Consider the following 19969-nt stretch of genomic DNA (forward strand, 5'->3'; position numbering starts at 1 on the left):
AGCCTGTTTGGTCACAGAACTTATGAAAATATGACATCAGATATACCCGAAAGTGGCATAACTTCTTCACACCTTTGGCTAACCAGTAAAAAAACGCCAATCTAACCTACCTAAAAGTATTATTGGCTAATCGATTGACTTAATTGGATTTTAACCGATTTAACTCATATATCACCCACCTATGATTGTTACAAAGTTGTAATGAATACGTATGCATTAGCTTGTTAGAAAATCCTGACGATGCCTAGTATATCGAGATAAAAAACTGCCCATACACTCTTTTAGGATGAGTTGTATGACTGAGTATTGGGTGACTAAAAAACCAATATGGTTCAAGGGGAAGCCGATGCTCAAGTTCAAGCCCAGTCTTTTGACTGTGGCTATGGCTGCTGGTATGAAAATGATGTTCATACCCAGTACTGCTCTAGCTGCAGAACAAACCACCAATAATGCTGAAACCGAAATAGAAGTTTCAGCCACCGCTGCGCAAAATGCAGCTTCAACGACTACAAGTAACACCAACTCTAGCGATGCTGCCGCAGAAGAAGCGGGCGATATTGAGCGTATCAGTGTTCGTGGTTATAGCCGCAGCTTGATTGATTCGATTAATGCAAAACGCTTTGGTGATACCGTTTCTGAACAGTTATCTGCCGATGATTTAGGCTCGCTACCTGATGTGTCCATGGCCGATGCACTGACGCGTCTGCCGGGGATCAGTGCGGTGCGTACTGGTGGTCAGGCTGCCGAAATCAATATTCGCGGTATGTCTGGTGGTTTTGTTTTTTCAACCTTGAATGGTCGTGAGCAGGTATCAACCAGTGGCTCACGTAGTATTGAGTTTGACCAATATCCATCTGAGCTAATTACGTCAGCAGCGGTGTATAAGTCACCAAAAGCATCGCTAATTGAAGGCGGTGTTGCGGGTACGGTTGAACTAGCAACAGTTAGCCCGCTGAGTAAAACTGACACTCATAACTTTGTTGCCAATGTACGCGGCATGTACAACGACCGTGCGAGCGAGGTTTATGGCGCTGAGGAATATGGTCACAGGGTCAGTTTTTCTTATCAAGGTAAGTACCTTGAAGACACCTTAGGCGTGGCAGTGGGTTATGCTCGTCTAGATCAGCCTAGCGTAGCTACTCAGTTTATTGGTTTGGCTTACAACGATGTCAAAGACGTTGACGGTATCGCAGGTGACATGGACGGCACTGAAGATTGTCCTGAGTGTGAATACATCAGTGAAGGATTCGAGCTGCAGCATTTAGGCGGCGTTGAGAGGCGTAACGGTTACATGGGCGCGATTGAATGGGCGCCAGTTGATAATTTCACCTTAAAAGCCGATGCCTTTATCTCGCGTTTTGACAGTGAAGCCTTTGCACGTGGCTTTAGGGTTAAGCTGGGCGGGCAGGGTGCATCAGTTGCCAACCCTGTGCTTGATGGTAATTCAGTGATTGGTGGCACGTTCAATCGTACTTCTAAAAGCTTTACCCGCGTTGAGTTAGTGAATGACGATAATCAGGACTTCGATGAAGTCGACAACTATGGCATCAATGCCGACTGGCAAGTCACAGACAATCTAAACGTCAATGTCGACGTGTCGTTATCTTCGGCTAAAAGCGATTTTCGCAACGGTTTGTTATGGTCTAACGTTGCGGTGGATGCAACCGCAGACACACCACTGTTTGATGAAAACGTGTCAATTAGCTATTTGCTGAATGGGTTAGATTTACCTGATGTTGGTTTTAATCAAGCTGATGCCTTTACCGATATCGACCGGGTGATGGTGAGTAAATACGGTATCTACCCATTTGAAAATGAAGATGAACTTAAAGCTTACCGCGTTGATTTTGAATACACCTTAGACAACGAATACATCTCAAGTATTGAGTTCGGTGCGCGCTACTCTGATCGCACTTATTCAAACGATCGCTCAGTATTTGAATATGGTAACGACGGCGCGTTTTCAAAATCTGAGCCGCCATTACAACTCACTTCAGATATGGCAACTGTGGTGAATTGGGAGGGCGACTTCAGCTACTTCCCATCTTACCTTGCTATCGATTTAAACAGCGCCTTAAATGCCTGGTTCCCGAGCGGTATTCCACAACCTGTACAAACCTGGGGTAATGCTGGTGGTGTAATCGACCCTAAAGGCTACACCACTAACTACTCTTGGTCGGTGCTGCAAAGTGGTGATGTGTTTGAAAAGGTCACTTCGGGTTATGTGATGGCCAACATCAACATGGAGTTAGGTGATATTCCTGTCACCGGTAACTTTGGTGTGCGCGTGGTGCATACCGACCAGTCAGCAACCATGCTGCAAAATGTTGAGGGCGACCCTGAGTTAGGTGCGCAAAACATAACCGATGAAATCGGCATTATTAACCAAAATTATGCACCAACGGTGCAAGGCTTAACCTATACCGATTACCTACCGTCAATTAACTTAAATTTTGGCATTACTGATAATTCGCAAATTCGTTTTGCGGCAGCGAAGGTTATGTCGCGCCCACCAATTAACCGCCTAGCAGGCGATATTAGCGCCACGGTTAATGACGATGGTGAGATTAACGGCTCAAGTACAAATAACCCATTCTTAATACCGTTTTATGCGACTCAGTATGACTTATCGTATGAGCGTTATTTTGAAGAGGGCGCGTTTGTCGCAGCACTTTTCTATAAGGATATCGACTCATTTATCGATACTTTCGCCATTGAGGGCTATGACTTCAAAGGTAACGGCTTCAACGTACCTGACTACATCATTGACGAAGACAGCGGCGAGCAAATCAAAACCACCAATGGCACCTACACAACGGCGGTAAACAATGCTGATGGTGGTTACATTCGTGGCCTAGAGCTAGCGTATACGCAAATCTTCACTTTCTTACCTGATGCATTCTCAGGCTTAGGCTTTAGCGGTAGCTACTCATATACACAATCAGAAGTTGAATCTATCACTAGCCTTGGTGGCGATAGCGTTAAGCAATCGCTTGATGGCTTATCTGATCACGTTGCTAATGCGACCTTGTTCTATGAGTACGAAGGCTTTGAAACCCGCATTAGTGCTCGTTACCGCTCTGACTTTGTTTCTGAGCAGGTAGCAATTAACGAGCAAGTGGTCAACTTCGATGCCGAAACCGTTGTGGATTATCAAGCGTCATATCAAGTCACTGAAGGCTTAGGTGTGTTGTTCCAGGTGAATAACTTAACCGACGAGCCAACCAAGAGTTACTTCGGCACTGAGTCTAAAACCGGCACCATTCAATACTTTGGCCGCGAATTTTATCTGGGGGTGAACTATGTCATGTAAAAACCCACAAAAAATAACAATAATGAGGGAGAAAGCTACCATGAGTCGCTTTTATCAACCGCTAAAATTACCGCTATTGGCAGCCAGCGCGCTAATGCTCTCAGCTTGTGGCAGCGATAGCTCAGAGCCTGGTGAAGTGCTACTGACCTGTGATGTGCCAAACGTGCCAAATGCGGCAGGAACTGAGTGTGTACCGCCGCCGCCACTTAGCTGCCCGGCGCCGCAATTCCCAGATGCTAAAAATGAATCATGTATTGTCGGTTATAACCCTGAATTACCAGAGCCAGTCGCGCTTGCTGGCCCTAATCAGGCAGTGCTGTATTACAACCGCATTAAAGATAACGATAACTCTGATAGCAACCCAAACTATCCTGGCTACAAGCTGCATACTTGGAATAACGATGCGTGTGACGCTTACGCGCCGCCGTTTGATTCTACCGACTGGGCCAATGGTCACTCTTATGATGGTATCGACCCTAACTATGGTGCCTATTGGATTTTGGACTTAAAAGAAGGCCACAGTGAATGTGCCAACTTTATCGTTCACATCGGCACTGAAGGTTCAGGCAAGGCATTGGGTGATGCCGACCTTAAGATGAACCTAAAACCTTATGATGACCAATCTGCGCCAGAGGCGCTATTTGATCGCGCTAACTTCACTATCCATGGGCAAGGGGATGTGTACGACTTCCCATTGTTAGAAGTGGGCTTTGCAATCGAAGGTGCTAGCGCCCATTGGCTAGACCAAAATACCTTTATTTGGAATGCCGCCCCTGATGGTATCGCTAAGTTCTTAGTACATCACTCAAGCACAGCAGAAGCTGTGTTAAATGATGATGGCACGGCTATTGGCGGAGAGCAGTTTGAGGTAATGGCTACCGAGCTTACCGATGCCCAAAAAGCCTTAGTCCCGCACCTAGCTGATTGGCCAGCTTATCAAGCGCAGCTTGATATGGACGCAGCCAAAGCCATTGCCAAGCAACAATTGGTCATGGCTGCCTACGATGCTGATGGCAAACCATCGGCAGCATCCAATGTGCAAGTGGCGAAAGTGCTCGATGATCTTTACACCAAGGGTGAGATGGATGCTAACGAAGCAAGCCTAGGTGTGATTTACTCGGGTGATAACATCAGCGCCAAAGTGTGGGCGCCAACCGCGCACAGCGTAAACTTAAAAGTATATGACGCGGCTAAAAATGAGCTGGCAACCCATGCCATGAGCGAAGACAGCGCTACGGGTATATGGTCATACATGGGCGGCAGTGAGTTAGACCGTCAATACTACCGTTATGAAGTGACAGTTTATCACCCTGTCAGCGCTAAGATTGAAGTGCTAGAAACCACCGATCCATACTCGCTTAATGTATCAACCAATGGTCGTTATAGTCAGTTTGTGAACCTTGCTGATGCAGACTTAAAGCCTGAGGGTTGGGACAGTCACGATGTGCCAACTATCACTAATGTTGAAGATGCGGTGATTTATGAAGGTCATGTTCGTGACTTCAGCGCACGCGATGAGTCAACCTCAGCCGCCAACCGCGGTAAGTACTTAGCCTTTACTGAGGAAGGCAGTGCGCCAGTTGAGCATTTACGTAAGCTTACACAAAGTGGTGTGACTCACTTCCATCTGTTGCCAGTGAATGACATCGCCAGTGTTAACGAAGACGCTGCAGAGCGCGTTGATATTAGCGATACCTTAGGCAAGCTGTGTGACAAGATTGATGACAACGCTGATGCTTGTAAAACTGAAGATAAAAACTCCACTATCGAAGAAGTTTTAGCTGGCTTTATTGCAGGCTCTGATGACGCGCAAAACCTAGTTAATGCGATGCGCGGCTATGACAGCTTTAACTGGGGTTACGACCCTCACCACTTTATTGCACCTGAAGGCAGCTATGCCAGCAGCGCTGAAGGTACCGCGCGTATTGTTGAGCTGCGCGCGATGAACCAAGCACTGCATGAGCTTGGTTTGCGAGTGGTGCTAGATGTTGTCTACAACCACACCAATGCATCTGGACTGTGGGATAACTCAGTATTCGATAAAGTTGTGCCCGGCTATTATCACAGATACAACGAGATTAGCGGCAAAATTGAATCATCAACCTGTTGTGATAACACGGCAACAGAGCATGTGATGATGGATAAGTTTGTTGCTGACTCTATGGTGATCCTTGCTGAACAATATGGTTTTGACAGCTTCCGCTTTGACATCATGGGACACATGCCAAAAAGTAGCATCTTGGCTGCACGTGACGCTGTACAAGCTGTTGATGCTGACAACTACTTCTATGGTGAAGGTTGGAACTTTGGCGAAGTAGTGGATAACCGCCTATTTGAGCAAGCGGTACAAGCCAATATGGCAGGTACCGAAGTGGGTACCTTTAACGACCGCATCCGTGAAGCTGTCCGTGGTGGTGCACTGTTTGCCATGGAGCAAAAAGACGACTACCTGCGCGATCATGACACCTTGCGTTTGTCTATGGCAGGTAACATCGACACCTATGTGCTCAAAGACTTCAACGGTAATACTGCAACAGGTAGTAGCTTCAGCTGGAATACTCAGCCAACGGCTTATGCCAAAGACCCTGCCGATAGTATTAACTATGTGTCGAAGCACGATAACGAAAGCTTGTGGGATATTCTGCAGTACTCAAACGACATTACCTTGTCGATTGAAGATCGCGTACGCGTACAAAACATTGCCGCAACAATTCCGCTAATGAGTCAGGGCATCCCATTCTTGCAAATGGGCGGCGACATGATGCGTTCTAAATCACTTGACCGTAACACCTATGACTCAGGCGATTGGTTTAACTATGTCGACTTCACTATGGAGACCAATAACTGGAATGTAGGTTTACCACTGGCTCAAGATAACAACGCTAAAATGGAGCAGATTATCGAGTTGTCGGGTAACCCTAACTCTGCGGCGTCGATGAGCGAAATTGAGTTTGCCTCTGGCGTATTCAATGAGTTTTTATCTATCCGCCGCGACAGCCCGCTTCTGCGCCTGACCACAGCGCAAGATATTATCGACCGCGTGGGCTTCCACAACATTGGCAAAAACCAAACTCAAGGCGTAATTGTCATGAGTGTTGATGACGGCGAAGGGCTGGTTGATATCGACCCTGCCGTTGATGCTATGGTCGTGATGGTAAATGGCTCGCACGAGTCGCAGTCAATCACTGTTTCAACCGCAGCAGACTTTAGTCTACACAGCGCACTGGCAAGCTCGGTTGATAGTCGCATGGCTGATGCAAGCTTTAACCAGGGAGAAGGTGAAGGCACATTTACAGTACCGGCACTCACGACAGCTGTGTTTGTAAAACTTCAGGGCGAGGCTCAAGGCAGCGGCTTAAGTGCAGATGCCACAGCAGGAGCGCCTGATGTTGTACCTTACGGCAGCACAACCGTGTTTGTCCGAGGTGGCATGAATGGTTGGGGTGAAGTCGATGCCTTTGAATATGTCGGTAGCGGAGAATACCGCGTAGCGATAGCTCTCAATGCCGAGTCTTATGAGTTCAAGATTGCTTCAGCAGACTGGAACACCGTCGACTTTGGTGGCGTAAGTGCAGCTGAGGCTGGTGTGGACGAAGACGTAGCTGAAGCATTAGCAGCAAAAGGTGCAAACCTAAGCTTTACGCCGAGCATGGCTGGTACCTATGTGTTCTCACTTGATGCATCAGATAAAGATAACCCAGTGTTAACCGTTTACAACGAGGAGCCATTTGTAGGCACGGCAGTGTACCTGCGCGGTGGCATGAACGGCTGGTCGACTGATAATGAGTTAGTCTACATGGGCGGCAGTATTTATCAGGCTGAGGTGATGGTTGGTGTTGCGACCCACGAGTTTAAAGTGGCATCGTCTGACTGGAGCACGGTTGATTATGGTAGCGGCGAAGCTGACGGTGTAGTTAGCTTAGGCGAGGTAAAACAGTTAGCAGTAAAAGGTGGCAACTTAAGCTTCGAGTTCGACAGCGAAGAAATGTACACCTTTACCTTTGACATGAGTAATCGCGACGAGCCTACGCTAACCATTAATAAGACAGACATGTTCGCAGGTAACACGGTTTATATCCGCGGCGGCATGAACGGTTGGGGTGAGGTTGACGCATTAAGTTATCAAGGCTCTTCGGTTTATAGTGTCGACATAGCCCTAGAAGCTGGTGCGACTGAATTTAAGGTTGCGACCGGTGACTGGGATACAGTGGACTTTGGCGCAATTGGTGGCGATGAAAATGTGGTAGTTGGTGAAGCTAAAACCATGGCAAGAAAAGGCGCAAACATTAAGTTTGATGTGCCAAATGCTGCAACATACCGCTTCACTATCACAGGGCCATCTGCTGATAGCCCGAGCCTTATGGTGACTGAGTTGAACTAGCTGTTTAATATGGCTAGAGAGACTCTTTTTGAGAAGCTTTTACTAAGAGCTCCTAGCTAGAAGTAATAAGATAAGTCGCAAACTACCAAGCCCAACGCTAAGTTGGGCTTTGTTTTTGCTCCACAAAAAATGCGCTTTAAGGGTTACGACTATAGTTGTAGCGACTAAGTTTTAAACAAAAAGGCTCAGTAAATTTGTTTTATATCAACTAGCTTGTCATTTTTTGAGCAAACAAACCAAAAGTTGCAACCTTTGCCTGAAGAATAGGGCTATACTCAAGCTTAACAGCACTTTGACAACGCTTACGTTGCAAGGTGCTTACACTGCGCCAACAAGGCGCATCGCTGACAATGTAAAGCTCGTAAATCTTGTTTTATCTCAGCGAACATTTCGTACATGATGAAGTTAAGCAATGTGATCCAGCTATCAAAGTTGTAGCCCGTTTGTATTAGCCTCTTGTTTTAGCAAACCATGCCCTTATGTCTATTAAAGCGAGCATGTAAATGTATGAAATTGAAATAATAGGCAAGCTGAATTAAGGATACTTTATGAAAATAAATCTTTCAGGACACCACGTCGACGTAACAGATTCTGTAAAACAACATGTAGACGAAAAATTTGCCAAGATTGCTAGCCATTTCCCCACTCTTATTTCACTAGATGTCACCATCACTAAAGAACATGGTGAGTTTGAAGTTGAAGTTCGTACCAACTATGAAGGTGCGAGCGTTGCGGCTAAAGGTACAGATCCTGTTATGTGGCCAGCTATTGCGGCAGCAAACAAAAAACTAGACGCGGCACTAAAACATCGTAAAGGCCAACTGAAAGCAGACAAGCATGCAAAGCCTGATGTAACAGCCCCTGAAATTGCGTACGAAAAAGTACAAGAAATGAACCTGAACTAAAGCTTCAGGAATCGAATACAAAAAATGCAGCCAATTGGCTGCATTTTTATTATCTATCTTCTAACTAAGCTTTTGGCTTAGCCGTATTAGACTAGTCGTTAATCTCAGCGTTGTGGTAAACGTTTTGTACGTCGTCACAATCTTCAAGTGCTGCGATAAACTTATCGAAAATCTCTACGTCTTCACCGCTGATCTCAGCCATGGTTTGTGGCACGAAAGATAGGTTCTCAACTTTAAAGTCGATGTTTGGCATTTCTTCAGTTAGCGCGTTACGTACCTTGCTAAACTCAGGTACAGGAGCAAATACGCTGATCATACCGTCTTCAAGTTCAACGTCAGTTACATCAACATCAGCCATCATTAGCATTTCTAAGATTGCTTCATCGTCGTCACCTTCAAACACGAATACAGCCTGGTGATCGAACATGTGTGCAACTGTACCTGGACCGCCTAACTTAGCGCCATTTTTTACAAACGCTTGACGAACTTCAGTGAAGGTACGCTTACCATTGTCGGTTAAGCAGTCAACAATCACCATACAGTTACCTGGGCCGAAACCTTCGTAACGTGCGGTGTCGTAATCTTCACCACCGCCGCCGCGAGCCTTTTCAATCGCGCGCTCAATAACGTGTGCAGGTACCTGGTCTTTCTTTGCGCGAGCAATCAAGCTACGTAATGCTAGGTTACCGTCAGGGTCAACACCACCTTGCTTAGCGCAAACGTAAATCTCTTTACCATAGCGCGAATATAAACGGGTTTTTTGACCGGCTGTTTTAGCCATTGATTCTTTACGGTTTTGATATGCTCTGCCCATCTTAATCTCGTTTTGTATCTATAATGGATTTTTTAAATTTTCCCGATTCTAGCAGGATTCCCCACGACTGTTTAGCGGATGACTGAATTTATTCATAAAAAAGCGACTGATATCCAACCAGATTTAGCAATTTTTGTTATAGACTTGTGGTGTCTCACACCATGTAGAGTTTCATGTACGTTTGGCTCTGCAATACCTTCAGTCAATATAGTAACTGATGAGTGAGGCTAGCTAATAAGGGGTAACTCTATTAGTATGGCAACCGATAAAGCTTAATTGTTGCTAGGTTGTTGACCGGCGATGACATTAAGCATGTGACAAATTTAAGTGAGTCCAATTTATGAGTTCAGAACAAGTAGTACAACAAGTGCTTTCGTCAACCAATGACACTGGTAAAGCCACTGTGACCGTGCTGTATTATGAAGCGCCAGTGGGCTTAGAAATGCACAATGCTGTGCTGTACGACCTTGATATCAGCCAAAGTGGCAGGGTGATTATTCCTGATGATTTTAGGGTCAATAAATCCATTATTGCGGTACTAGATGGTGAGTGTCGAATTCTGAACTCATTGGGCGAGCGTGTATATTCGCAAAAGGTTGTAGCAGAGTAACTTATCACTCACGCTGCAGGCCATTGCGAAAGGCTGTTAACCAAAAAATGACACCCAATGGTGTCATTTTTTTGTGTCTGATGAATGCGCTTTATCAAAGGAAACATTGGGGTTAATTACTAGAACGACAGCGCCTAGCTGAGTTAATACAAGGCTGGGGTTTACCAAGATAAAAGCCTTGGGCAAAGTCGATTTGATACTCAATCACTTTATCAAGCACTTGTTGTGAGTCGACAAACTCGGCAACAGTTAAAATCCCCATCTTCTTAGCAAAACTCACCACAGTCTCTACCAGCTGCTGCGCCTTAGCATCGGTATCTAAATTACGAATAAGCGAGCCATCAATTTTTACTATGTCGATATCTAGGCCTAGTAAGTGCACGAAGTTCGAGTAACCTGCGCCAAAGTCGTCAATGGCGATGGTACAGCCCATAGGTTTCACCAGCTTAATAAAGTCGCGCACTAGATCATAGTTAGTGATTTGCTCGCTCTCTAACAGCTCAAACGTCAGGCGCTTACAGGTTTCTGGGTTAGCTTGTAGTAGTGCCTGTAGCTGTTTTAAGCGAATAGGGTCGGCAATATCATCTAGCGTGACATTAACCGAAAAATCGTAAGGTTGATTAGCAAATAGCGCGAATGACTTCTCGAGCATGCTTTGCATTAAATGTGGGTACAAGCGTGAGCGCAGCGCGGTTTGCATAAACATGGCTGGCGTTAGAATATGCCCGTCTTCAAGGCGAATACGCATTAAACACTCAAATTTAGGAACGCCGCCTGTAAGCGGCTTAATCATTTGTACAAACGGTACGACCAAGTCATTTTGCACCGCCTGTGCTACTAAACGGCTTTGATGCATGTTGTCTTCAAAAGCTTTAGGGTCGAGAAGGTCTTCCGTAAATAGCCTAAACCTTTGGTGGCGGTCGCGGGCAAAACGCCTTGCTAAGTCAGCCTGTTGATGCAAGCGTGAATAATTGTTATCGACACACAGCGCCGCGCCAGCGATCATATTGATGTAAAGCTCATTGTCATCAATTTCAATAGCATGCTCGCTCACTTCATCCATAATGCGCTCAGCCAAGGTCATCAGTTGCTGCTCGTCCATCGGATTGGCAATGGTAATGGCAAATTCATCTGCACTGGTTTTGTATACCTGATGCTCGTTAGCGTGGTGCTCTTTAGCATAATCGACCAAACGGCTGGCCACTTCTTGCAAGATAGCATCACCGGTAGCCAGGCTATAAAAGTCGTTAATTTGCCCAAACTGATTGATGTTTAGCACCATCAACGCATGCGGTGTTTGCTCAGCCATATCGCTGTAGAGCTTTTTACGGTTAGGTAAGCCAGTTAGGTTATTAAAGTAAGCCTCAAAATAGAGGTTAGATTTTTGCTGTTCAATGCGGTTAAAACTGCCGTTGAGTGATTGGCGCATAAGCTCAAAGTTTTCGGCCAGCTGCTGGATCTCATCTTGGCTGTTAATCTTTAATTGCTCGTTCAAATCGCCTTTAACAATCTTCTGCGTCCAGCTTGTAAGCAGTAGTACATCCTCTGTGACTATCTTACCCACGCGGATCAGCAGCCAACTAGCTAGCGCGAGTACGCCAGAGAGCAATAACAGCTGGAATAGCAGCATTTTAAGTAGCTCAGCGCCGAACAGTTTCACCTGAATTGACGCGCCGTAAAAACCTTGCAGCTGACCTCTAATAACAATCGGCTGGATCATCTGGCTAAAACCTAACGCCCATTCAGATTGAAAGGTGCGGCCGGTTTCTACGCTATTGATTAATCGTGAGCGTTTGCCAGTGACTAGCTGCCCCGACAAAGCTTGCGCTTTAGCTATAGGAATAATCTCGGCCCACACACCCTGGGTAAAATAGTCTTCGGTACTATCGAACCCTAATCGTGCTGCTCGGTCTTGCTGTATGCCACGGTTTTGATCTCTATGGTGCAGCGTAAGCAGTTCACCATTGGCATCAAATACCGCAAAATCTGAAATAGTGATTTGAAATAGGCTATTTTGCTTGCTGTCAATTCGCGTGGTTGCGCGGGTAAAAAAGTCATCTATCTCATACTTTAATTTGGCGCGTTGCTCTGGCAGGCGGTTAAAGTCAATGTCTTCAGAGGCGAGCATCAGGTGCATATTGTGCACAGCATCAGTTAGGCTCAGCTTGATCAGTTGGCGGCTTTGATGCAGCTGATAGCCAAAGAACACCACTTGCGCACAAATAAGAATTAACAAGTTCGCCCACATCAACTTGCGATGGAACGGCATGTTTAAATGCAATAGCCAATACAGAATTGGCTCTAAACAAAAGAACAGTAAAATCGCGCCGAGCAGAGATAGCGTAAATAGCTTGGTAGTAATGCGAATTTTCGGCCAGTCAGGCACATTTAATACTGAGTTAATGCCGCCCCAAGGGTTCTCGGCAGTGTCTGGGTTACTGGGGTCGGTTATCCAAACTGGGTCAGGGCTATCTTTTAGGTATATAGCCATCTTGTATTCAACCAGTCCAGGGTGCAGCGCGAGCTGATATTGCCATCGATTTTCATCAACTTGTTGCATTTGATAAAACGGGTCATCGCTATACCAATCTGAAAAGTTACCTGAGATAAATATTTTATCTATGTTTGTTGGCTGACTGATGCCGTTGAGCTCAAGAGTTGAGTCAGGTAAGGGCAGGGATACGGTTAAGGTGTGTGGCTCGAGTGAATCTGATGCGAGGTGATTAATCAGCCAAGTTTGAATTGGTAGCAAGCACAGCAGTAAAGCGAACATTAGTAGTCTGCTTTTCCACTTATGGGCGTAGTGCTTAAATAAACTCAAAAGCAACCTTTCCTTAGTTAACTTGTCCTGACTTTATCGGTGCTAGGTGTTTAAAAAAGATTAATGCTGTATCTCAACCTATAATGCTAGCTTGGTTAGCGTACAGCATATTCATATCTTGCTCATGTTGGCATTTTATCGGGACGATAGTAAAGCATGAATAAGATATTTTTCAGTATTTCTTAGCAGAAACAACTGCTTGATGAATCTTGGTGATACATATTGTTACCAAGTTAAAAGGCACGCATAACTTGCACTAGTCATGAATGAAAAACTACACATTATGTGAGTAGGCTCATATCTCCAATATAGCTGCTTTGCCTAGTTTTACGTATAATTCTACTTATCTATTGCCTAATGCTTATGGTTGTTTGCATAAACATTAGGCTAAATTATTTGTACCAAGTAAAAGAGAACATACCCATGAGCAATATCCCACCATGCCCAAAATGTGAGTCTGAATATGTATATGAAGACGGTTCACTACTAATCTGCCCTGAGTGTGCTCATGAGTGGAACCCAAATGAAGTGATTGAAGACCCAGATGCAATCATTTTAAAAGATGCAGTAGGCAACCTACTGGCTGAAGAAGACAAGGTAACCTTAATCAAAGACCTTAAAGTAAAAGGTTCTTCACTGGTACTTAAAGTAGGCACTAAAGCGGTTATCAAGCGCTTTGTAGACGCTGACCACGACATTGATTGTAAAGTAGATGGCCACGGCCAAATGATGCTGAAATCTAAGTTTGTGCGTAAGCAAAACTAATTTGGTGTAACGCGCTTTAAGTGTTTCAAGCATAGACTCACTGACAGCGCTTTAAGAGCATGATTAAACCTCCTAGTGAGGTTTAGTTTAAAAAACACCCGCATAATTGAGATTATGCGGGTGTTTTTGTTTTGTTTGCTATTTACCCATAGTGACAATCGCAGTATCGTAAAGGAACTTAGCTAAGTTTTTATTTAGCTTACATATTTTAACTAATAGGGCTTGTTTAGTTGTCAACGCCGAGTAGTCAGTTTTATAACCAGAATGCCGCTGAGTTAGCAGAGCAATATCAGTCTAAGTCTTTTATGCAGGTGCATAGTGACTGGGCGCATCTATTGCCAGGCTTGTTCAAGTCACCAGACAAGCTTACGAAGCATGAGCTCGCAGTACTTGATGTTGGCGCTGGTTCAGGGCGCGATATTGGTTATTTAGCTGCTCAAGCAAAGATTCATTTATCTGAATCTCACTCATCTCAATACTTTGTGGCAGTTGAGCCAGCAGCGCAGCTGCGTAGGTTAGGGCAAGCTAACACCCAAGAGCTAAGTGTGAATTGGTTAGATGATGCAATGCCCAAGCTGACGGCAATTAAAGCACTCGATAAGCAATTTGACCTAATTTTACTCAGCGCCGTGTGGATGCATCTTGATCCACAGCTGCGCGCAGAGGCAATGGCGAGCCTTGCAAGCTTACTTAAACCACAAGGCTTACTGGTAATGTCACTGCGCCATGGGCAAACTGAGCAAGAGCTTAGAGGCCGCGCTATGCACCATGTAGATGCCAAAGAGGTGCTAGCGTTAGCTAACAACAATCTATTATCTACAATGCTTGTAACCGATCTTAATCAAGACCAGCTAGGGCGCAGCCATGTGCAATGGCAAACAATCGTATTGCAGCGAGGTGCTTGATGCCAACTACACCTGCAACAGCTCAGCAACAGGTCGATTTTATTGCTTATCTACAACGCTTATTAGTTGAGGGCGAGTTTGTCGCAACCTACAAGTTTGCCTTACTACATGCCATTGCGGATATTTGCATTGAAAGGCCAATTACTGCAGAGCTTGCGGCTCACTTACAGCAAAACCCAAGTTCAGAATTAGACCCAAACATCATTACCATTGATGCTCTTGTTGAGAAGTTTATTGAACTCTACTGGTATCACTCGTTGCCGTATGGCGTTGAAGACAGTCAAGCGATTATCTTGCTGCAAAATACCGGTAAGCAATCAGCGCTGATCCGTAACTTGAGTGAGTTTCGCGCCCAAGGCGTCAGATCATTTACTCAGTTAAAAATGCACCCGAAGTGGAAAACACTTAAGAGCAAAACTCGAGCAACCTTTAAAGAGGGGCCTTTGTGGCGATTACAGATCTTATCTGGACAAGAAGAGTGTTTTTACTACGCCCATGACAAAAAGCTTAAACATATTCGCCTCAACTCAGGCATAGCTTACTGCTTTAGGCGTTTCTATGACTTAGTTGTATCGCTTGCGCGAACTCATTGGGTGCAAAAGGTTTGTGATATTCCTGCAAACCAATCTGTGATTGGCGGCTTGGGTAATGTGTCTGACTTCTTATTCGGTCGAGACAGACAAACCATCACAGCCGCTAGACCCATCTTGACCGAGATCCAACATGGTAATTGCTTTTATTGTGGTAAACCGCTGAAAGAAAACGGCGAAGTCGACCACTTTATCCCTTGGGCGCGCTACCCGAATGACCTTGCCCATAACTTTGTGCTTGCACACAGTAGCTGCAACAATGCTAAGAAAGATTACCTTGCTGCAGAGCAGCACAAAGACCGTTGGTTTGAACAAAATATCATCCAGCACAAACACATTATTGACGCTGAAATGAGTAAATACTTTGTATGCGAAAGCGAGCGTAGCGAGGCAATTACCACTTGGGCGTATCAAATGGCTGCCAATAGCAATTCTTCGTTATGGCTTCACGGTAAGCAATTTGAATCACATGGAAATAGCGGGTTACTGCTTAGTTAACTTTGATTTGGAGTGGCAATGGATAGCCAATTAAGAAGATACATTTTAGTCATAAGTTTGATGGTGACACTGGCGCTGATTATTGATCACTATAACGGTAAGTGGGTAAGAGTGTCTTTGGGCTGGCTTTATACGCAAATTGAGCAGCAGGCGGAAATGCTAGATTTGCAACAACCAGAGTCAATAACTACTGATTATGCTTATGAAAAGCATCTGTCGTTTAAGCCTGCAGGTTGTGGCTCATTGGCTGTATCGCAAGCAAATGCGTTGCAAAAAACAGATCGTGGCATATACAGTTGGGTTGATGAAAATGGTCAGCAGCACTTTAGTGACGCAGCTAATGCAAGTGCTGCAAGTGAACTAACTCAATACAAAGATGCTCAGTACAATTTTTCAATTTTTATCGACTCAAAAGCAACCAACCCTCCAGCCTTTTTGCGCGACAAAATGCGAGCTACATTAAAAGATATTGATAAACGCTACCGCCAATTGTTACCTAAAAAGCAATTGCAGCCGATCAAGATTAATATCATGCTCGCAGGCAACAAGCATGAGTACAACAAGCTATCTGGTGACGGTTTTACTGCAAATAACTCCCAAGGTTTTTATTCTCCAGGCCGCAATTTAGCGGCGGTTTGGCATCGCAACGACCTGCAGGCATTTACTACAGCCATTCATGAAAGTGTGCATGTAATGAATGCAGGGCAATTCGGCTCAACTCCAATGTGGTTTAATGAAGGGTTAGCAGAGTATTTTCAATCAGGCTCATTTTTAACGACAGTACATAATAGTGATTATTACCAGTTGGTCAGTGACAAACAGCTAAGGCGTGATAATCTGGAATTTAAGCGAGCGGCTTGGCTGCCATTAAAGGCGGTGTTGTATAGTGATGGTCGCGATTGGCAAGGCAGTTTACGCAGTAAGCTATATGACAATTCACATCGACTTATGCGAATGCTAATGACGACTTCTAAAGGACGAAGCTACCTAAGAAGCTTGTTTAAATATTTTTCTGAAAACCGCTGCACAGCGAAAAATGTTGATCAATTAATTAAATTTTACCCAAATGGTTTTAGCGGCTTGGAGCGAGATTGGCAAAGCTGGCAGCGTAAGTTTAGATAACTTACGCTCAAGGGCACCAGTCGTCACTCAGGGTTAACCTAGTTTGCATCAACTTTGCTTGCGCTTATATGTTGGCACGTCTAAATCTAGGTAACCATCATTTCAGTGCTTGTCATCATCCGCTTTCTCATCATCTTTCACCTGCGAATGTTGCTGCAAAAATTCATGGATGTTGAGCAATTTTGACTCAGCTTCGACAGAATTTGTTGCAGGATCTACTGTGTTGAAAATTGTGAATGGCGAACCTCAGTGTGCTTGCCGATCAGTTGCCTTTCAAAAACTGATTCGGCGTGATGCCAAACTGGCTTTTAAATGCGCGGGTGAAGTGTGATTGGTCGTTAAAGCCGACTTCTTGACCGACAATGGAGATGCTGGCGTTGTTATTGCCGAGCATCTGTTTGGCAAGTTCTAGGCGTTTGCTCATTAGATATTGATAGGGCGTGTTGCCCATGAGTTTTTTAAACTCTCGCAGAAAGTAAAACTTGCTGCAGTTAAGTAGCTCGGCTAGGTCATCAACTGTGATAGCCTCTGAAATATTGGCGTCGATGTAGGCGTCGATTTTGCTGATTTGGGCTTGATCAAACTTAGACGCGTCATTTTGCTGAGTTTGCAGATCGGCATAGTTGGAATAGTTTTGAATATAGTGGATTGCTAGCAGCGAGATTAGGTTATTGAGATACACGCTGCCATTTCGCCCCTTGTTGCGCAGCTCTAGCAGGAACAGCTCCATTAAGCCTTTGATGACATCGTCATGCACATTGTAGTTGTTGAGGAAGTTAAGCTGTTTTCCTTGTAGATTGAGTGGGCAGTTCGCCAGTAATGTTTGTTCTTCAATGGCTAGAATAATGAAGTAACAAGGCTCATCAATATTATGAGTAAAAGGCGTGGCAGGTGGGTTTATCCAAATATCACCGGGCGTAGTTTGTAGCGGCGTTACGTTGCCATCGTTCATCGCCGACCAGGTTAGGTCTTTATCTAATGCCAGCGCGAAGTAAAAGTAGGGCGTATACACATTTTGCGGATAAAAGTGCGGTGATGCGCCTTTTTCCAGTGCCACACCTTGCCAATTTAGTGGCTCACTCGATAGCTCAATATTGAGCACCTCGCCGCAGTTAGACAATTGCTTTGAGTCATAGTCGAAGAACTTTAAATTTGACTTCATCGCTGAGTATTTTCCTTTATTTCTCTTCTCTTCTCTTCTCTTCTCTTCACTTAGGCTTGCGTACTCTGTACTGCACTTGAGTCAGCTTGTGGCTCGCTTCTTTGGCTGCCCATAGCTCTCATCACTATTACCTTAGTTTTTTGACCTTAGCTTATGGAATTGGCTAGGGTCAAACACTAAAGGCCACTTCTTTTTTTTTACCAGTGTTAAGCAACTCTTTATTGGGCAAGTATCTCACTGAGCAACTATTTACCAAGCAAGAATGTACAAAAACCTGAGCAGCAATCTTCAATATTGATTTTCAAGGTATCGCTATTCTAGTCATCAACAACTGAGCACTCGCAATCATGTGAGCGTATTTAATCAAGGAGGACGAGATGATTAACAAGCTGTTGCTACTAGCGTTATTAGTTTTGTCATTTTCTGCCAATTCACAACAAGAGGGTTTTACTATGCAATCAATTAATCTAGATACACGCCTTGGTACATTAGCGGCAAACCTATACCTACCTCAAGGTGTTGAAAATCCGCCTGTTGTTGTGGTGACAGGAGCCTGGACTACGGTGAAAGAACAAATGCCAGCTGTGTATGCTAAAGCGCTAGCCGATAAAGGTTTTGCAGCAATTACTTTTGATTTTCGTGGTTGGGGCAGATCAGAAGATGCGATTCGCTATTTAGAAGACCCAAGCCGTAAAGCCGACGATATTCGCGCTGTGATTGACGCCTTAGCGAGTGTAGAGCAAGTAGATGCTAGCCGTATTGCTGGCGTGGGAATATGTGCATCGGCTGGTTATATGCTTGATGCGGTTGCTGGCAATGGCAAGGTAAGCGCCGCTGCCGTGGTGGCACCTTGGTTACATACTCCAGCAATGGCAACACAAATTTATGGTGGTGATGAGCAAGCAGCAAGCTTGTTAAAAGCCGCGGCTGCAGCCAAAGGCGCTGAAGTTTATATTGAAGCTGCAAGCTTAACCAATGAGAACGCCTTGATGTATCAAGCGCCTTACTACACCGAGAACGATCGCGGCTTAATCCCTGAGTATGATAACCAATTCAATGTGGCATCGTGGGATGGCTGGCTTAACTACAATGCGCAGTTAAGCGCGACAAGTCTTGAGCAGCCAACGTTAATGGTGGCATCTGAAGCAATGGCGTTGCCAGCAGGCGCTCATGAATATCTAGATGCCGCAAAAGGCAATGTATCAGCGGTGTGGCTAGATAATGTGACTCAGTTTGATTTCTATGACCAAGCTGATGCGGTATCACAAGCGGTAGAAAATATTGCGAAACACTTTAACGCCCATTTATAGGCTGCAAAGCAATAGGAGGGAAGAGATGTTTACTCGAGCTTTAACTGTGATGTGTACCCCGAATAAGGGCATGGTTTTTAGTCTGGTCTTAGGTTTGATTTTGGGAGTTGCATCAATGAGTGCTAACGCGAAAACGAGTGTTAAAGCCAACACAAGTGGTAGTGAGTTAACAACACCATCAATGGCTGAGGCGACAATCGCCCGCAATCTAGCAAGTTATGCGGTGCTTGCCGACCAAAATGCGTTTGCATATTTAGGTCGCCTATTTGCGCCAAAGGTGACTGTTGATTACACCGCGCTATGGGGTGGTGAACCGCAGAGCTTAACTCGCGAGGCCTTAATGCAACAATGGGCAGGCTTTTTACCTGGATTCGATGTGACCTACCATCAAGTCAGTGATATTAAGGTAGAGCTTGATCAAGATAATGCTACCAACGCAAAAGCTACGATGCGCTTTAGTGCAAGCCACTTTATTAAAGATGCTGGTAATCGCGATAAGGCTGACGCGAACGGTGTTAGCGTTAAAGAGCACGAAGATAAAGGCTTTTGGCAAGTGGCTGGGCGCTACCATTTTACTCTGACCCAGATTGACGGTGACTGGTTAATCACTTCAGTGACCTTAACTGAGCCTAGCGAGCAGGGTAACCGCGAGGTGCTAGCTATCGCCCCTGAACGCGCCGCAACAAATCTTGCTAAGCGCCAGGCAAAGTTAGTGGATTACCAAAATTAGTGGGTTACAAGAACCAATATAAACAGAAGCTTGTTGTGAAACC

General features: G+C 45.0%; 13 protein-coding genes. 10 read left to right on the plus strand and 3 right to left on the minus strand.

The annotated features are described in order from the left end of the window. Window positions 1–346: 346 nt before the first annotated feature. The 3 genes from G3R49_RS05095 (at window position 347) to raiA (ending at window position 8599) form a co-directional block, all read left to right on the plus strand. The gene (locus G3R49_RS05095) at window positions 347–3313 is read left to right on the plus strand and encodes a TonB-dependent receptor (RefSeq protein ID WP_167868836.1); all 2967 of its coding nucleotides are present in this window, start codon (window positions 347–349) and stop codon (window positions 3311–3313) included. A gap of 40 nt (window positions 3314–3353) precedes the next feature. Beyond that, window positions 3354–7694, plus strand: a complete 4341-nt coding sequence (locus G3R49_RS05100) for an alpha-1,6-glucosidase domain-containing protein (RefSeq protein ID WP_167868837.1) — start codon at window positions 3354–3356, stop codon at window positions 7692–7694. Window positions 7695–8242: 548 nt separating this feature from the next. Then, window positions 8243–8599 carry a ribosome-associated translation inhibitor RaiA gene (gene raiA, locus G3R49_RS05105; protein ID WP_130597971.1) on the plus strand — a complete coding sequence of 119 codons (357 nt, stop codon included), beginning with the start codon at window positions 8243–8245 and terminating at the stop codon, window positions 8597–8599. Window positions 8600–8690: 91 nt separating this feature from the next. On the opposite strand, the gene G3R49_RS05110 is transcribed toward raiA, so the two are convergent. Beyond that, complete coding sequence (locus G3R49_RS05110) at window positions 8691–9413, minus strand: YebC/PmpR family DNA-binding transcriptional regulator (protein ID WP_130597970.1); 723 nt, start codon at window positions 9411–9413, stop codon at window positions 8691–8693. 340 nt (window positions 9414–9753) lie between these two features. Here G3R49_RS05110 and G3R49_RS05115 point away from each other — a divergent pair, with 340 nt between their 5' ends. Next, a complete protein-coding gene (locus G3R49_RS05115) occupies window positions 9754–10023 on the plus strand; it encodes a TIGR02922 family protein (protein ID WP_130597969.1) in 270 nt (89 codons plus the stop codon). Between the two features lie 112 nt (window positions 10024–10135). Here G3R49_RS05115 and G3R49_RS05120 read toward each other — a convergent pair whose 3' ends face one another. After that, window positions 10136–12796 (minus strand): EAL domain-containing protein, encoded by a 2661-nt coding sequence (locus tag G3R49_RS05120; protein ID WP_167868838.1) that lies wholly within the window; start codon window positions 12794–12796, stop codon window positions 10136–10138. Between the two features lie 471 nt (window positions 12797–13267). Between G3R49_RS05120 and G3R49_RS05125 the strand changes: the two genes are divergently transcribed. The 4 genes from G3R49_RS05125 (at window position 13268) to G3R49_RS05140 (ending at window position 16724) form a co-directional block, all read left to right on the plus strand. After that, window positions 13268–13609 (plus strand): zinc ribbon domain-containing protein YjdM, encoded by a 342-nt coding sequence (locus G3R49_RS05125; RefSeq protein ID WP_130597967.1) that lies wholly within the window; start codon window positions 13268–13270, stop codon window positions 13607–13609. Between the two features lie 230 nt (window positions 13610–13839). Next, complete coding sequence (locus G3R49_RS05130; protein WP_167868839.1) at window positions 13840–14514, plus strand: bifunctional 2-polyprenyl-6-hydroxyphenol methylase/3-demethylubiquinol 3-O-methyltransferase UbiG; 675 nt, start codon at window positions 13840–13842, stop codon at window positions 14512–14514. Further along, entirely contained in the window at window positions 14481–15602 is a 1122-nt protein-coding gene (locus G3R49_RS05135; protein ID WP_245335238.1) for an HNH endonuclease, read from the plus strand. Before G3R49_RS05130 ends, G3R49_RS05135 begins: the two co-directional genes overlap by 34 nt. Before the next feature lie 18 nt (window positions 15603–15620). Then, window positions 15621–16724: a DUF4124 domain-containing protein gene (locus G3R49_RS05140; protein WP_167868840.1), complete on the plus strand. Its 1104-nt coding sequence runs from the start codon at window positions 15621–15623 to the stop codon at window positions 16722–16724. 262 nt (window positions 16725–16986) lie between these two features. Here G3R49_RS05140 and G3R49_RS05145 read toward each other — a convergent pair whose 3' ends face one another. After that, window positions 16987–17886, minus strand: a complete 900-nt coding sequence (locus G3R49_RS05145) for an AraC family transcriptional regulator (protein WP_167868841.1) — start codon at window positions 17884–17886, stop codon at window positions 16987–16989. A 377-nt stretch (window positions 17887–18263) separates the two neighbouring features. On the opposite strand from G3R49_RS05145, the gene G3R49_RS05150 reads away from it, so the two are divergent. Together G3R49_RS05150 and G3R49_RS05155 are read left to right on the plus strand one after the other, a co-directional pair. Beyond that, window positions 18264–19196: an alpha/beta hydrolase gene (locus G3R49_RS05150; protein WP_167868842.1), complete on the plus strand. Its 933-nt coding sequence runs from the start codon at window positions 18264–18266 to the stop codon at window positions 19194–19196. Between the two features lie 25 nt (window positions 19197–19221). After that, complete coding sequence (locus G3R49_RS05155) at window positions 19222–19926, plus strand: nuclear transport factor 2 family protein (RefSeq protein WP_210147093.1); 705 nt, start codon at window positions 19222–19224, stop codon at window positions 19924–19926. Window positions 19927–19969: the final 43 nt, after the last annotated feature.

Source organism: Shewanella sp. WXL01 (assembly GCF_012263345.1).
In the GTDB taxonomy this organism is placed as follows: domain Bacteria; phylum Pseudomonadota; class Gammaproteobacteria; order Enterobacterales; family Shewanellaceae; genus Shewanella; species Shewanella maritima.

Bases quoted from the DNA above. Each gene is read 5' to 3' on its own strand.
- G3R49_RS05095 (WP_167868836.1), top strand. From the start codon at position 347: ATGCTCAAGTTCAAGCCCAGTCTTTTGACTGTGGCTATGGCTGCTGGT.
- G3R49_RS05100 (WP_167868837.1), top strand. From the start codon at position 3,354: ATGAGTCGCTTTTATCAACCGCTAAAATTACCGCTATTGGCAGCCAGC.
- raiA (WP_130597971.1), top strand. From the start codon at position 8,243: ATGAAAATAAATCTTTCAGGACACCACGTCGACGTAACAGATTCTGTA.
- G3R49_RS05110 (WP_130597970.1), bottom strand. From the start codon at position 9,413: ATGGGCAGAGCATATCAAAACCGTAAAGAATCAATGGCTAAAACAGCC.
- G3R49_RS05115 (WP_130597969.1), top strand. From the start codon at position 9,754: ATGAGTTCAGAACAAGTAGTACAACAAGTGCTTTCGTCAACCAATGAC.
- G3R49_RS05120 (WP_167868838.1), bottom strand. From the start codon at position 12,796: ATGTTCGCTTTACTGCTGTGCTTGCTACCAATTCAAACTTGGCTGATT.
- G3R49_RS05125 (WP_130597967.1), top strand. From the start codon at position 13,268: ATGAGCAATATCCCACCATGCCCAAAATGTGAGTCTGAATATGTATAT.
- G3R49_RS05135 (WP_245335238.1), top strand. From the start codon at position 14,481: ATGGCAAACAATCGTATTGCAGCGAGGTGCTTGATGCCAACTACACCT.
- G3R49_RS05140 (WP_167868840.1), top strand. From the start codon at position 15,621: ATGGATAGCCAATTAAGAAGATACATTTTAGTCATAAGTTTGATGGTG.
- G3R49_RS05145 (WP_167868841.1), bottom strand. From the start codon at position 17,886: ATGAAGTCAAATTTAAAGTTCTTCGACTATGACTCAAAGCAATTGTCT.
- G3R49_RS05150 (WP_167868842.1), top strand. From the start codon at position 18,264: ATGATTAACAAGCTGTTGCTACTAGCGTTATTAGTTTTGTCATTTTCT.
- G3R49_RS05155 (WP_210147093.1), top strand. From the start codon at position 19,222: ATGTTTACTCGAGCTTTAACTGTGATGTGTACCCCGAATAAGGGCATG.